The 15,439-nt window shown below is 32.1% G+C and carries 15 protein-coding genes and 1 pseudogene; 4 read left to right on the top strand and 12 right to left on the bottom strand.

Annotated features, from left to right (window positions below; genetic code table 11):
- Positions 1–248: 248 nt before the first annotated feature.
- From HZF24_RS08265 to HZF24_RS08255, 3 genes are all read left to right on the top strand, one after another.
- A complete protein-coding gene (locus HZF24_RS08265) occupies positions 249–2,000 on the top strand; it encodes an Rqc2 family fibronectin-binding protein (protein WP_179237828.1) in 1,752 nt (583 codons plus the stop codon).
- 27 nt (positions 2,001–2,027) lie between these two features.
- Entirely contained in the window at positions 2,028–2,330 is a 303-nt protein-coding gene (locus tag HZF24_RS08260; RefSeq protein WP_179237827.1) for a DUF4491 family protein, read from the top strand.
- A gap of 185 nt (positions 2,331–2,515) precedes the next feature.
- Positions 2,516–3,157: a lysylphosphatidylglycerol synthase transmembrane domain-containing protein gene (locus tag HZF24_RS08255; protein WP_322790733.1), complete on the top strand. Its 642-nt coding sequence runs from the start codon at positions 2,516–2,518 to the stop codon at positions 3,155–3,157.
- A gap of 473 nt (positions 3,158–3,630) precedes the next feature.
- Here the strand turns inward: HZF24_RS08255 and HZF24_RS08250 are convergent.
- The 4 genes and pseudogenes from HZF24_RS08250 to HZF24_RS08230 all read right to left on the bottom strand — a co-directional run.
- Positions 3,631–3,849, bottom strand: a pseudogene (locus tag HZF24_RS08250) (MutS family DNA mismatch repair protein); the annotation flags it as partial.
- Positions 3,850–4,214: 365 nt separating this feature from the next.
- Positions 4,215–5,396: a DUF2812 domain-containing protein gene (locus tag HZF24_RS08240; protein WP_179237823.1), complete on the bottom strand. Its 1,182-nt coding sequence runs from the start codon at positions 5,394–5,396 to the stop codon at positions 4,215–4,217.
- Positions 5,397–5,554: 158 nt separating this feature from the next.
- A complete protein-coding gene (locus HZF24_RS08235; RefSeq protein WP_179237822.1) occupies positions 5,555–6,427 on the bottom strand; it encodes a hypothetical protein in 873 nt (290 codons plus the stop codon).
- Between the two features lie 11 nt (positions 6,428–6,438).
- Entirely contained in the window at positions 6,439–7,581 is a 1,143-nt protein-coding gene (locus tag HZF24_RS08230; RefSeq protein ID WP_179237821.1) for a S8 family peptidase, read from the bottom strand.
- A gap of 413 nt (positions 7,582–7,994) precedes the next feature.
- Here HZF24_RS08230 and HZF24_RS08225 point away from each other — a divergent pair, with 413 nt between their 5' ends.
- Positions 7,995–8,582 (top strand): accessory gene regulator ArgB-like protein, encoded by a 588-nt coding sequence (locus HZF24_RS08225; RefSeq protein ID WP_179237820.1) that lies wholly within the window; start codon positions 7,995–7,997, stop codon positions 8,580–8,582.
- 172 nt (positions 8,583–8,754) lie between these two features.
- Here the strand turns inward: HZF24_RS08225 and HZF24_RS08220 are convergent, their stop codons facing one another.
- The 8 genes from HZF24_RS08220 to HZF24_RS08185 all read right to left on the bottom strand — a co-directional run bounded on the left by HZF24_RS08220 (position 8,755) and on the right by HZF24_RS08185 (position 15,433).
- Positions 8,755–10,056, bottom strand: coding sequence for a sensor histidine kinase (locus tag HZF24_RS08220; RefSeq protein WP_179237819.1), 1,302 nt, complete (start codon positions 10,054–10,056; stop codon positions 8,755–8,757).
- The gene (locus HZF24_RS08215) at positions 10,044–10,784 is read right to left on the bottom strand and encodes a LytTR family transcriptional regulator DNA-binding domain-containing protein (protein ID WP_179237818.1); all 741 of its coding nucleotides are present in this window, start codon (positions 10,782–10,784) and stop codon (positions 10,044–10,046) included. The genes HZF24_RS08220 and HZF24_RS08215 overlap by 13 nt, the downstream gene beginning before the upstream one ends.
- Before the next feature lie 230 nt (positions 10,785–11,014).
- Positions 11,015–11,197, bottom strand: a complete 183-nt coding sequence (locus HZF24_RS08210) for a small, acid-soluble spore protein, alpha/beta type (protein WP_179237817.1) — start codon at positions 11,195–11,197, stop codon at positions 11,015–11,017.
- A gap of 112 nt (positions 11,198–11,309) precedes the next feature.
- The gene (locus HZF24_RS08205; RefSeq protein ID WP_179237816.1) at positions 11,310–12,650 is read right to left on the bottom strand and encodes an MATE family efflux transporter; all 1,341 of its coding nucleotides are present in this window, start codon (positions 12,648–12,650) and stop codon (positions 11,310–11,312) included.
- Between the two features lie 2 nt (positions 12,651–12,652).
- Positions 12,653–13,183 carry a bifunctional pyr operon transcriptional regulator/uracil phosphoribosyltransferase PyrR gene (gene pyrR, locus HZF24_RS08200; protein ID WP_179237815.1) on the bottom strand — a complete coding sequence of 177 codons (531 nt, stop codon included), beginning with the start codon at positions 13,181–13,183 and terminating at the stop codon, positions 12,653–12,655.
- A gap of 14 nt (positions 13,184–13,197) precedes the next feature.
- A complete protein-coding gene (locus tag HZF24_RS08195) occupies positions 13,198–14,166 on the bottom strand; it encodes an RluA family pseudouridine synthase (RefSeq protein ID WP_179237814.1) in 969 nt (322 codons plus the stop codon).
- Positions 14,159–14,635 carry a signal peptidase II gene (gene lspA, locus HZF24_RS08190; protein ID WP_179237813.1) on the bottom strand — a complete coding sequence of 159 codons (477 nt, stop codon included), beginning with the start codon at positions 14,633–14,635 and terminating at the stop codon, positions 14,159–14,161. The genes HZF24_RS08195 and lspA overlap by 8 nt, the downstream gene beginning before the upstream one ends.
- Before the next feature lie 12 nt (positions 14,636–14,647).
- Positions 14,648–15,433, bottom strand: coding sequence for a YlmH family RNA-binding protein (locus HZF24_RS08185; RefSeq protein WP_179237812.1), 786 nt, complete (start codon positions 15,431–15,433; stop codon positions 14,648–14,650).
- Between the last annotated feature and the right edge of the window lie 6 nt (positions 15,434–15,439).

Below are 15,439 nucleotides of genomic sequence, written 5' to 3'. Positions count from 1 at the left end.
TGAATAACCCCGTACTCGTCATTCCGAGTGAAGCGAGGGATCTCAGCACTTCAAAATATGAGATTCTCAGTCTAATTCAAAAATAATTACTCCCTACGGTCATATATTTTTGGAATTAGTTGATAAAGACCTACCACTATTTTTAAAAAAACTAAAAATAGGGTTAGGGCTTCTTTCGAGCTAAAGCCCTCTGAATGACAGAGGCGGACTATTGCGTTTGTTCATAGGAATGAATGGAGGATTACGTAATGTCTTTAGATGGTATATTTTTAAACAGTATAAAACACGATTTACATAATAAATTAATCGGCGGAAGGGTGGATAAAATTTACCAACCGGATAAAAATGAAATAATAATAGCAATAAGAAACGGAGGGGAAAATCATAAACTTTTAATGACTGCAGCAAGCAGCAGTCCGCGCCTGCATTTAACAAGCGTAACAAGAAAAAATCCGCAAGAACCGCCTATGTTTTGTATGCTTTTAAGAAAGCATCTGAGCGGTGCTCACGTTACGGATATAAAACAAATAAATTTTGACAGGATATTGGAAATTGCTTTCGAGTGCAAGGATGAATTAGATACTACGGTACATAAATCATTGATTATTGAAATAATGGGAAAACACAGCAACATAATTTTTATAAATACAGATACGCGCGTTATAATAGATTCTATAAAAAGGGTTGCTGAAAATATAAGTTCGGTACGACAAATTTATCCCGGGATAAAGTATGTAACTCCCCCACAGCAAGATAAAATTAATCCTTTTGAAATAAATAAGGATGTATTTTTCAGTGCGATTGATAACTCAAATGATGGGACGCTTATTTACAATTTCTTTTACAAAAGCTTCATAGGGCTGAGCCCTTTTATAAGCAGAGAAATGTGTTATATCACAAATTTAAACGAAAGCACATATATAGGAGAGCTTACACCGGAACAAAAAGAAAATATGTGGGATGCTTTCAATCAGATTATAAAAAAAATAAATAATAATGATTTCTCATATAATATTTATTTAGATGAAAACAATGAGCAATACGGCTTTTACTGCATAGATGTTGATTATCTCAGATCCTATAGCAAAAAGAATTATGAAAGTCCCGGAAGCTTATTTGATGATTATTACTATGAATTGGATAATAAAAATAAAATTAAGCAAAGGGTTGCAAGCTTAATTAAAAGCATGAATACAAAAATTGAACGTAATCGAAAAAAGGTTGAAAAGCAAAGAAACGAGCTTTTAAATGCCGAGGACAGAGATAAATATAAAATTTACGGTGAACTGATTCTTGCAAACCTGCATCAAAAACCTGAAAACCATAAATTAAAGGTTTTAAACTATTATGACCCTGAGCAAAAGGAAATAACCATTCCGTTAGATCCAAGACTCAATTTATCTCAAAACAGTCAGAAGTTTTTTAAAAGATACAACAAGCTTAAAAAGGCAGAGGAAGAGCTTCATAAATTAATTGGTGAATCATTAAATGAAATTCAATATCTGGAAAATATATTGTATTCTATAGAAGCTTGCGAAACTATAGATGATTTGGACGAAATATACAACGAGTTGATTGCCGAAGGCATAATGAAAAGAAAATCCAAGGTTAAAAAAGAAAAGGAATTTAAACCTGATTTTATAACGTATATTTCATCCGCAGGGCATGAAATACTGGTAGGAAGAAATAATTTGCAAAATGATGCCCTTACTTTTAAAACAGCGAAAAAAGAAGATTTCTGGTTCCATGCCAAAAATATTCCCGGTTCTCACGTAATCATAAGAACAAACGGCGATGAATTAACTGATGACGAGTATATAGAAGCGGCAAAGATTGCGGCATATTACAGCAAAGGCAAAAACTCGGGTACGGTTGAAGTTGATTACACAAAAAAAATAAACGTCAGAAAACCGTCAAATGCAAAGCCCGGCTTCGTAATTTACGACACCAACTTTTCGATGCTTGTAAAGCCGGAAGTTACGGGAATCAGACAGATATAAATAATAAAATCGGAACAGGAGAAATATATGAATTTTAAGGGATTTATAATAGGGCTTGTGTCTTTTGTAATAATAGGAGTGTTTCACCCCATAGTTATAAAAGCAGAATACTACATAGGTAAAAAAATCTGGCCAGCTTTTCTGTTAGCAGGAGTAGTATTTTTAGTATTATCTTTTTTCATTGAGAACACTACCTTATCGGCTGTATTGGGAATAACGGGTTTTTCGTCTCTGTGGAGTATCCTCGAAATATTTCATCAGGAGGAACGAGTTAAAAAGGGGTGGTTTCCTGCCAACCCCAAAAAGAAAAAGGAAGAACAGTCAAATTAAGATTCAGATTCCAGCATAAAAACTCAAGGGGCATACCTGCAAATGGTCTGCCCCTTAATTTTACTAATCTCGCGCCCCATCATTGCCGTCAATTCATCAATTTCATCTGCAGGTTGGTCTAATATTCTTTAACCAAAATTTAATGTAATCTTATGCTTTATTTAAGCAAGCGATAACTTTTTCAGATTGGTGTAACCATTTATACTTTTTTTCTTGCTGTCTGTAAAATGAAGCTTCTGACCAATTATTACGGCGGAGCTTCCGCATTTATAATTACAGGACTCACATTAAATATGATTATGCTGAGTGCAATTTTATTAATTGCATTCAATCAGCAGATTTTATTAAAAATATGCAAAGCATTATTTAACCTGCTATATAAAATTCATCTTATTAAGGATGTAAAAAAGATGATGTGTAAAACTGAAAAATTCATCACAGAATATAGGGACAGTATCAGTAAACTGAAAGAAAACCACCGGTTTACAATTAAAATGTTTGCCCTAACCTTCATCCAGCTCACGGTATTTTTCAGCACAACATTCTTTATTTATAAATCATTTAATTTAGATAAATCCAACATACTTGATATAATATGCTTACAATCATTTCTGTACATGGCAGTATCATTTATACCTACTCCCGGTACAGCAGGTGCAAGCGAGATTGGTTTTATACTGTTGCTTGGACATTTGTTTCCCTCAAGCATTTTGTCGGCAGCAATGTTATTATGGAGAGGTATAAGCTATTATTTCAGTTTGTTATTCAGCGGTATTTTTTCTTTCGCAGTAACAACATTAAAAAAGAAAAAAGTATTCAACTCATGATATATATATAAATTTAAAAGACAAGAGTTATATATGAATTTTCAAGGAATTACATAGTACTCACATCTTTCTTTATAATAGCAACTCTTTTTTATCTATTCTAGCTCCCTCCCATTGATTGTCCGCTATTGCGGACTATTTATTGCAAAAACTTTTTATCCAAAGGATGCAAAATAAAAAGAGTGTCTTCGAATCTTCTCCTTATTAACTCCTTATACTATTTTAAGGTCCGTCACCGGAATTACTTTGCCTATCTGTATTAGTTACTCAATAATACCAACTTTTCTAAGAAGATATTGTGCGTTAGTTGTTTTTGATACTCCATTTTTCATTTTATAATCAAAGATTATATCATTACCGGAATATTGTTCATAAAAACAATAATTTTTAATTCGTGGGTATGTATCTTCCAATTTACACACCTCTAAATCATGAGTCGTAATAATGCCACACACTCCAAGCTTACAAAGCTTTTAGAGAACCTCTTCGGCTCCTTTCAACCTGCCAACAGAATTTGTACCTCGAAATATTTCATCAATCAAAAATAATAGATTCTCATTTACTTGAAAATAATCTATTATATCCTTAATTCTCTTTATTTCTGCATAGAAAGTGGAAACACCTTCTGTTAAAGCATCAATTGTGCGCATAGAAGTCATTACTTTCATCATGGAAAATCTCATCCGATCTGCACATGCATAGCTTAGCTTCCTGTTTGTGCCAAAACCATATTAATTCCCACGGTTCTCATAAATGTTGTTTTCCCGGACATATTTGATCCGGAAATAATCAGGATATTATTGTTTAGGTCCAAATCATTACAAACTCTGTTTTCATTGTTTAAGAGCGGATGCCCTAAGCCTTTGGACTGAATAGTATTAAACCTCGTGGATATTTCAGGAAGGCACGTACCGGTACAATCTTTGCATTTTTAACATCTTTTTTTCTTTAAACAATACCATAAAGCCGTTGATTTTTCAATGCTCTTATGGTATATTTACTTTGATACCTTCGGTGTTTTTGCGCAGTCTGCCGCCCCCTTGACACTCTTAAGAAATTATTGAATATAGGGAGCTGCAGACGAAAACTGATGAACTGAATCAAGCAAGCTGCCTGAACCGTAGTAGATTGCGGTTATAACAACATTTCCGGCTCTGAGTACAATGTTTTCTGTTTTCCCTTTCAAAAAATACGTTGCACTGTCAAAACCATCAACATATATGTTAGTCATTTCATCAGAATCTAAATTACTGCGGAGCTCTTCTTCATATCTAACTGCTAAGTCTTCGTTTATCATTTCATAATAATTAACACCGTATCTAAACGGCTCCTCATAAACATTCGATATGCCCTGTACTGTGTCTACAGACTGCCTGACATATAATATCGTTGGAGCCACATAGCGGCTTTCTTCTGTTACCGAGTATCTGCTTCTTAGATCGGAATTGTGTATAATTGCTTCCGCTGCAGACCACTCATTAGGAGAAATCTGCTCCATGAGAGGAAGTTTTATGCTGAAAGTATATTTATCCAACGGAATAGTCTCAATCCGCTTTGCGTTTTCAAGCTGTACTATAATAACAAAAACACTTATAACAATTATTGCAATCAGACACCATTCAAATATTCTGTGTGTTTTTACCACAGGCTGCTTCTTGCGCTCCATAGGCGAATTGATTCTTTTCTTCCTATTTATATGTGCAACAACATACAGAAATACCGATAGCACAGCACCTATAAATCCAGCCAGTATTCCCACTGGCAGCAATACATCATAATCAACAAGCATTTTTATAAAGCCACCCGAACTAAAATTCAGTCTAATAAAAAGTATCAGCAATAAAGCAGCAAGCAAAAAGAATAGTATACCTCTATACCTACGTTTAAATACTTGTTTTTTTAATGCAACTTCCATGCATATAGGGTCAACATCCGGCTTATCGGTGTCATTATTATCTTCTGATATAAAAACGTTAAAATACAGCGAAAGTTTACCTACATATTTCCATCCGGGCATATCGAAAGATGCATCATCCATGGTGGGATAAATACAATAGCGTACTTTATTGGTTGACGACTCTTCAAAACCAAAACGACTCCCTTTAATACGTGCAAGCTTAAACCCCTGGGCAGCCATCGATTCCAGCCAGCCTTCTATAGCTTCTATTTCAGCTTCATCATATGGGAGAAAGAAATATTTATACTTAAGTATGACAAACACCCCCTGAATAATCTTCAAAACAAATCATGTCCCATTATATTAACAATTCAAAACAAAAATCAACAATATGATATTCCAGTAACGAATACTGGAATATCATAAATACATCCGATAGCACAGATAGTATTCTATCTATAATTTTATAACATAATATTTGTTATAGAATTGTCCGTGATTTAACTAAAAAAATTGAACTCATAGAACGTATGAGGAAATTTAGCACCATTTGGATCTTGATTCCTTCGAGAATAACATGCTCCAGTATACTTATAGTGGCGTTCAAGACTCCAAGACTCTGTACTTTCATATTTGTCAAATTCATATGACCAATATGCATCTTCCATTCCATATATGTACACGTAGTTTATCATAGCCGAAGCTGTATAAGCAAAAATTGAAATCGCTATGCTTCCACCTACGCTTATTCCACTTATGCTTGCGGACAAAATTGCTGCAACTACTGTGGCTGTCAAATTTACAATAGTTTCAACTCCCCATGCATTTTTGTTTGCTTTATAACTTTTTATAAAATCAGTATACGTTGATGATGAAACAAAAGGCGAGGTGGAATACTGAGAATATCTAGCATTTGCAAATGCAATGCATTCAGTATTTTGTGCTACTTCTTTTTTTTCATTAATAACTTCAAATGAAATTTCTACCCTATTTCCATCAACAAGCAATCCGCCATCACTCAAGTAAACAAGCTCATTATGCTTCGTCCCCTCATAAATATTAAGAACCAAAGAACCCTGACTATCTTCTATTGCTGTTATCCTGCTTTCAATTTCGTCTGTAAGCCTAAATTTATATGTGATTTCTCCAGACTTACTAACCTTCTCGATATTTAATCTGTTCGATTCAAAACCAACACTTTCAAGATTGTCAATATCATTTTTTGCTTTTTCAATTAGTCTAGGTGTAACCAAATCTTTTCCCACAATATTTGCTAATGATTCTTCAATACTTAAATTCTTAGCAAATGCCTGAATAGGCAATGCGCATAAAATCATGCAAATAGAGAGAACTATAGATATTATTTTTTTCATAAGTACCCCTTTCATTGTTTAAAACCCAATACCATTTTTAGTGCATTTTCACCATTCACTGAGCCACCAGATGTAATTCGCATAATTAAATCTTCATTTATATCAACAGATAAACATATCAAATCTTTTGCTTTTCCTGCTGTCATATCATTAGTTGTTCCATATAATACTGCTGCGATACCCGTAACAACAGCGGTAGACATCGATGTGCCACTGGCATATTTATATGAATTTTGAGGATATGTACTTATTATGCAAGTACCCGGAGCAGCAACATCTACATAATCAAGTCCATAATTGGAGCTTTTGTTTAATCTACCATTATAATTCATATTTGCGACAACAATCATATTGTCCAATTTGTATGAAGCTGGAAAGACGTGTTTTTTACTAATATCAATACCACGACCTGACCCATTTCCCGCAGGGACAACAAACAACATGTCGGATTCTTCCATTGTCTCCTTTAATTCATCATCATACTCTGCTATACATAAGCTTAGATTGCAAATTTGTGCACCATTTGCTTCGGCATATTTAACAGCTTTAATAATACTGCTTACATTTCCAGAGTTTATTTCTTCTTCACTATCAAGAACCTTAAGAGACATTATGCTTATATTTGTATATCCTGCAATTCCTAATATTCCAACATTATTGTCAGATGCAGATATAATACCTGCACACATAGTACCATGACCATTTTCACCTGCATTCTGTTGCACTTCCAGAACATTCGCATTATCGTTACAAAAGTTATAGCCATGAATATCATCAATATAACCATTATTATCATTATCCTTACCATCACCAGGAATTTCATCAGTATTTATCCATATTGAATCTTGTAGATCTTCATGTAAATAGTCAACACCCGTATCTATTACTGCAACTATTACGTTCTGATTGTATTCATGGGACAGTAGAATTTTCCACATTTCAGTAGCAGAGATATCTGCTCCACATTTCATTTCTAAATAATCGCGATAATCTGCACTTTCAGTTATCGCATCCTTATTACCATTATTTTGCAAGTACCATTGCTTATTCAAAAGTGGATTCGATTTATTATATGAATAGCAGTCCGAGATAACGATTGCAGAGATTGTGCTAAATATCAACAAAATACAAATTATAAGTTGAACTTTTTTCATTTCTTCATCATCCCTTTATTAATGTGCAATCATCGTATATAATACAATATACATAGAGCAAAAATCGCAGTTAACGCAATTAGTTTTCTATATGATATTAAATTTTCTCATTTTATTTACTCTTTTTTTATTAATCTGTTTTATTATTAGCTTATCTAAAACCAAATAGAACTCCCATCGGAATCTCCTCCCCCATATAATTCTTATTAAATAAATACTTTTGCTTCTGTATTTCCAAATTAATTATACAAAATAAATAATATTATGTCTTATTTTCTACATGAAATCCTTAAATTTCTGCATAAAATCCTTTCGTGCAAAAAAACAAGGGATTTCGTGCAGAATTTATTATCATTATCTCAAAATATGTTAATATTTAATCATATTAAATTTAACAACAAACAGGATGGCTTATGGAATCATATTTTGAAAACAAAATTGTTGATTATATAAAAAAAAATAAAGATATGAATACATATGATGAAGAAGTGTTGAGATATGGTATTCAAATATATTACTTTAATATTTCTAAGCTTTTAATATTACTTGCGGTTTCTATTATTCTTGATATTTTTGCAGAAACAAGTATAGTTTTCTTGCTAATAGCAGTCTTAAAAAGATTCTCATACGGCTTCCATGCAGATACATTTTTCTCTTGTATTTTAATTACCTTTATAAATATCTTCGGTATAGTATATCTATCAAAGTTTTCACTTAATCCTTTGTCGAAAACTATTATTGCAATTATTTCAATAATTTTATTTACTCTATATGCTCCTGCTGATACAGAGGAAAGACCATTGGTAAATAAAAAAAAACGATTAAAACTAAAAGTACAATCAATCTTCACATCCGTTTTATATTTTGTTTTATCATTTTTTACAGATGAGCAATTATCTAATATGCTTATTTTATCGCTGATATTTATAGGGTTTAATACCAGCCCTGTATTATACATATTATTTAAAAAGGAGTATAAAAACTATGAAAAATTTATTTAACAACAATAAAATTTCAAAAAAAATATTTTCTTTATTTACTAACACCGCCATTAATTCTTCATCCAAATGTCCCGACTTTATATGGGAACAAACAAAAGTACCAAAATGTCTTTTAGAAAAAGAAATCCAAGATATTAAAACTCAAAAATAGTCTAATGCGAAAGAGACCGTATTATATGGTTTCTTTCGCATTAAATATATTTATTTCCTGAATAAATAAATCTTCGGTGATTGATGTATCAATTATAATATTGAGATTATCTTTTTCGATCTGTTTCAATATAGAAAGACCATTTCCTTTGAATATACCTTTAGAGAAATACCAATCATGATATATTACCACTTCTTCTATAATCTTTGAATACGTATTGGCAATAATTATATTAATTTCATCCTCATCCTCATCTATCATTATATCAATAATTCTTTCTTTAGATTTAGAGGAAGCATCTATTGCATTATCAAAAATTATACTTACAATATCATTTAATACAATGTTTGGAACATTAATATCCTTTATTTGTGTTCTGATATCTGTATTAATTTTTATTCCTTCTCCTAATGCTCTGGCTGTCTTTTCAATCAACAACTTTTTTAATATGACATCATATATATTGTCATAATTGGTTAAATTCAAATTGACTTTCTTATTTTGAACTGACAATATGTCGTTAATAAATTCCAATGAATCATCATATTGTTTGTTTTCAACAAGAGCCTCTATTCCTATCAAACGATTTTTATATTCATGTTCCTGTGCAGATAGCTGTTTTGCTAATTTCTCCACCTCATTGGTATAATTATATATGTTATCATAGTCATATTTTGATTTTGTCGATATTTTAATTTGAATGAAATATGTTATATTCATTATTATAAACAGTACCAATAAAGCCGTCGACAGTAAATGCTGTTTGCTGAGATAAGGCTGTACAGATATTATGTAAGCAAGTATGACTGTAAATAAAACAAAAAATGAAATGTACTGAATTGCCGAAAATAAATTTTTCTTAAAAATAAAGTCTTCAATTTCATCGAAAAGATTTCCATATCTAATAAATCTTGATATTATCAATACTATTAAAAAAAATGTAAAGTACATACTGTAAGTCAGATAAGGATGTTGCTTTATATAGACAATGTCTATGTTAAAAATTGTCAAATATATAAATGAATTTATTACATCACACAACAATCCGATGGAGTACGCCAAAACACAAATAATTGAGGAAAATATAAAACCTTTTTTATAAATTAAATTTATGATTATAGTATATATGCTTATCACATATATAATTTTATATATTATATTGAAGCTGCCTCCAATTCTAAGAAGTGGAACTGCAGCAAGTATAATAATATAATTTACAATTTTTAAATGCTCTTGTCTGTATAATAGCCTTCCGGTAATTAACATAGTACAAACATAGCATGAAATAAAGCTCCCCACAGCTCCGGCTATTATTTTATCCATTTTAACAGCTCCCTTATTCTTTCTTCGCTTCCTTCCAATATATGATTATACTTTAAACCCACTCTTTTCTCATATGGGTCAGCAAAATCTAAATAATCCTTATTTATTATGGAAGTCCTTGAAATTTGGAAAAACCGCTTGTCCAGCTTTTTCATAATGGAATTTATGGAAGAAACAATATATAATTCATTTTTTATGTGAGTAGGATGCATTTTTATTAAAACGCTCCTTGAATTCTCAAGAAGGTTGATATATATAATATGCTTATATCTCAATTTGTAAAGTGCCTTATTTTCATAAACAATCAAAACACCCGTATCAGTTTCTTCTTCTCTTAGCTCAATCTCTTCTTTACCTTTTTTTATGGCTGTTAACAAATCATTTATGCAATAATCCGATTTTATTATAAAGTCGATAGGTTGTATTTTGTGCTTTATGATTGATGGTGACATATTAGTATAATTTGTAAGAAATATTATTTCATCATCATAATTTCGCAGCTTTCGTATTTTTTTCGCAATGCCATATCCGTCCGTATCTTTATTTTTCAAATCAATATCCAGAATAAAAATAGTTTGTTTAGCATTGTTTTCTATATAATCTTTAAACCTATCATCATATTTGTTAAATAAATAAATTTTTTTATCAAATTCAATTCTTTCTTTCAACAGCTTAGTAATTCTATTGCAAAATTCAGTGCTATCGTCACACAATACTATATTTATCATAAACCCACCCCCTAATGATATTATACATTATATTTTATAATTCAGCTATATATTATTATTACATGTCGTATATTAACATTTTAATGTAATTGTTTTAATTTGTAAATATCACATATATTCGAACATCTTGTACTATCAGAAGAAAATTTTTATTATCAGCATATATGATAATCTATATATTAATTTGAAAAATAAATAGCTGTTACATGTTTTACGTAACAGCTTCGTTCTTAATACAATAGGTCATGATTATAGTATTTGTTGTTTTCATTTTCTGGTTTTGTGTATACAGGGTATTCGGAGCGAGACATATTGTTAAAATTGTGAATACCTAAATCATTTGCTACTTCCATTTTGAAAATATCGAATGCTTTTTTTGCTTCCGGTGAAACTTTCCTTTGTTTCTTTCCCATAAATATACTCCTTTCTTTGCTTATCATTGTTTAAAGGATATATTTATTGTTTACATATTAACCGATAATACACTTTAGTTTATGTGCCATATATTTACAAACGTCCATTATACTATGAATTTAAGGTATTCTTAAATTCAGATCTTTTTATTTTATAAAATGATGCCGATTGAATTGATATCATTGCAATCCATCCGATGCCTGTTGATAAAGCTACAGCATTCAGATGCATAAGCGCAGTCAGATTGTGGATTAAAATTACTCTGATGACTATCTGAGAAAATGTGGCTATAAATGCAAAATGAATCATTCCTATACCACGGAAATATCCCTGGTATGAGTTTGCAACAAAGGATAACGGATAAAAAATACACATAATACCGAGATATCCCAATGCTAAATTTGTTACCTCTATATTTGTCCTGCTTATAAGCAAGGACAGTACCACGGGCTTTAATATAAACAGTAATCCGCTCAATATAACACCGGTAGTTACCATTAGCTTCAAGCCCTTTATCAATCCGCTTTTTACCCTTTCAATTTCGTTATGTCCGTAATTTTGAGCCACAAAGACTGCTATAGCCGCCGCACCGCTGTCTCCGAATGCAAGTAATAATTGTTCTATGAGTATGTCTGCGGTATAAGCCATAACGGCTGCTGTTCCTAAAGCATTAATAGCACTTTGCACCAACAGCTTACCGAAATATAAGCTCGATTGCTGCAGAGATGATGTGAATCCGAATTTAAATGAAATGGCGAATATTTTTTTATCCCAAACCATATCGGCTTTAGATATTTTAAGCTTAGGTATAAATCTTCTGATATAAAATATACACATTGCTGCAGATATGGCTTGTGATGATATAGTTGCAAGAGCAGCTCCTTTAACTTCCAACCGAAGAATTGCTACGAATGTGTAATTTAGAAGCAGATTGCATATCATGGAAATCAGCAAAACAAAAAGCATGATATTCGTCTTTCCTATTGCCTGCAATATGCTTGCATTCAAATTATAGAAAACACAAAATACCATACCTGTAAATATTATTCTTAAATATATTACACCTTCATTGAATAACGGCTCGGGAGTCTTTATAGCATGTAAAATTTCTTTAACAAATATAAATCCCGTTAAAGACAAAATCACTGCCATTCCAAGCCCTATGACGGCAGTCATAAAAATTGTCTTTCTAAGCTTGTCATAATCCTTCGCACCGTAAGAGCTTGCAAAAAGGATAGAAAATCCCACGCATAAGCCTATAATTACGGCAATAAAAAAATTCATTACGCTGCCGCTTACACCAACGGCGGCAAAAGCATTCTCGCCAACATAGCGGCCAACTATCATCATATTGATGGTATTATAAAACTGCTGAATAATATTTCCTATCAGCAAAGGAAATGCTAATCGGATTATCTGCCTGGAAATATTTCCTTCTGTTAAATCTGTCATGATTATTCTTTGATTACCACCTGATTTGTCCCGTCCGTCTCTTCAAGCTGGACGCTTATTCTTTCAGTCCTCGAAGTAGGTACATTTTTGCCGATGAAATCAGCCCGAATCGGAAGCTCCCTGTGTCCCCTGTCTATCAATACTGCCAACTCAACATTCTTAGGTCTTCCCTGATCAACAACGGCATCTAAAGCAGCTCTCACCGTCCTGCCTGTATACAGAACATCATCCACCAAAACAACTGTTTTATCTTTAATGTCATAGTCAAAATTCTGGACGTAAAGAGGCGCTCTGTCATCCTTTTCGTAGTCATCTCTGTAATACGTTATATCCAAAGGAAAAACGGGAACCTTTGACCCCTCTATTTCTTCTATTTTATTTGATAATCTGAGAGACAATGGCCATCCTCTTGTTTTAATGCCTATAAGCACGACATTCTCAACGCCTTTATTTTTTTCTATAATTTCATGAGAAATTCTGAACGATGCTCTTTCAATTGCTTTTTCATCCATTATTACAGCCTTTATTTTCATAATTTGCCCTCCTGTTATCCTCTTATTTTTCTTAACACCTCTGAAAAGTATTCAGGTAATTCACTGTCAAATTCCATGTATTCTCCCGTAGAAGGATGTATAAATCCTACCGACTTCGAATGCAAAAGCTGTCCGTTCAACCCAAATTTATTTGTTTTACTGCCATAGATATCATCTCCCACAACGGGATGACCGATATATCTCATATGAACCCTTATCTGATGAGTTCTGCCTGTCTGAAGCTTTAATTTCAGAAGGGTATATTTTCCGTATCTTTGGATGACCCAGTAATTAGTTATTGCATTTTTACTATTTTTGGTTGTTACGGTGCGTTTTTTTCTGTCTTTTTCACTTCTGCCAAGCGGCGCATCAATAACTCCGTTATCATCCCTTATGTTACCCTCAACCAATGCGTAGTAAATTCTGTTTATTGAATGATCCTTCAGACATTTTGCTAAAAAATTATGCGATTTGTCGTTTTTAGCAACCAGCATCATACCTGAAGTATTCTTGTCAAGACGATGCACTATTCCGGGGCGCATAACTCCGTTTATTGATGATAGGTTTTTAAGATGATACATTAAACCGTTTACCAACGTTTTCGTATAATGTCCCGGAGCAGGATGAACAACCATGCCCTGAGGCTTATTTATCACAGCCAAATCATCATCCTCATAAACAATGTCAATCGGTATATTTTCAGCAATAATATCTAATGGCTCCGGTTCAGGAATCGTTATATTAATTTCATCATTTTTCTTAAGTTTATAATTTGCTTTTATACTCTTATTGTTTACGGTAACCATTCCCTCCACTATAAGCTTCTGGACTGAACTTCTTGACATCTCCGTAAATTTTCCTGCTATGTATACGTCTATTCTTTCATTTTCCACATCCGAAACAATGCTTATTTCGTCTTCGTCATAGTTACCATCATCATCTATATCAATTTCATTATATTCTTTGGTTTTTAAATCATCCATTATCTTCACTCTTTTCAAATTTATTAAAAAGAATTAAAAATATCATAAGTATCGTTCCGCATACAACAAAGCTGTCAGCAATATTGAATATCGGAAAGTTGTAAAAGCTGCCAAATCTAACGTCTATAAAATCTATAACGTAACCAAGCATCAGCCTGTCTATAAAATTACCTATGGCTCCTCCCGCAATCATTGCTATTGCCAATCTTGATAGCTTATTAATGTTCTTTGTTTTAAAGAATATATATGCTAAAACAATCAGCATAACAATTGTTACGGTTATAAAAAACCATCTTTGATTTTGTAGTATGCTAAATGCCGCTCCCCTGTTTTCTGCATAAGTAAAGCGCAAAAAATTTCCGATTATTTTTATTGAACTGCCATCCTTAAGTATATTGACAGCCAATGCTTTTGTAACCTGATCTGCCAAGATTGAGGATACAAATATTAAGCCTATTAAAAAATTCATAAATTCTCCTCATTAAACATAGTGCTTGATTTCAATTTTATTTTTTCCGCTCTTTGTTAATCCGTTGTGCCTGTAAACTTTAAACCGTCCGTATCTGCTGATTGAAATCATGTCATTTTCAAGTAATTCCCGCGCTATTCTTTCTTCAACCTGCCAATTAACCTTTACATTTCCCGACTTCACCATGTTTGAAGCTGTCTCTCTTGATGTATTGGTAACATTCTTAACAATATTGTCCAGCCTCATTGATGAACTTGTTATATTTAACAATACATGTTCCTGTTCTTTAAAATTTACATCATCTGTCTTTATTTTTTCTACTTCTATTTTATTATGTCCTATTTTATCCAAATTGTATATAATATAATCAGATATATCATTGTGTAATACTATATCTGCATAATCATCATACACATATATATCTCCTGTTTTATTTCTGTCTATACCCAAAGACATTAAAGCTCCCAGATAATCCTTATGATTTAATTTCTTGAATTTAGATTTATTATGTATTCTTAATGCAGTTATGAATTCATCTTTATCTATGTCTTCAAGGTATTCAGGGTATAAAATGAAAACTTTCCTCTCACCGTGTATAAATGAGGGGAAAGGTTCATATTTTATATTATAATTTTTAATTATAGGCACACATAAATCTGCAACGTATGGATTCATAAATTCAGTCACTGCCGCAATATAATTTTTGCTTACGAACATTGCCTTATCAGCAATTTTTCTGACTGAATTTTTTGTTTCTTCGTCTTTTATAAAATCATAATATTTATTGAAATTTTTCATAATTAC

Source organism: Sedimentibacter hydroxybenzoicus DSM 7310 (assembly GCF_013403245.1).
GTDB classification, from domain to species: domain Bacteria; phylum Bacillota; class Clostridia; order Tissierellales; family Sedimentibacteraceae; genus Sedimentibacter; species Sedimentibacter hydroxybenzoicus.
The sequence above is the reverse complement of the archived record's forward strand: the minus strand, read 5'-3'. Positions and strand labels throughout refer to the sequence as shown.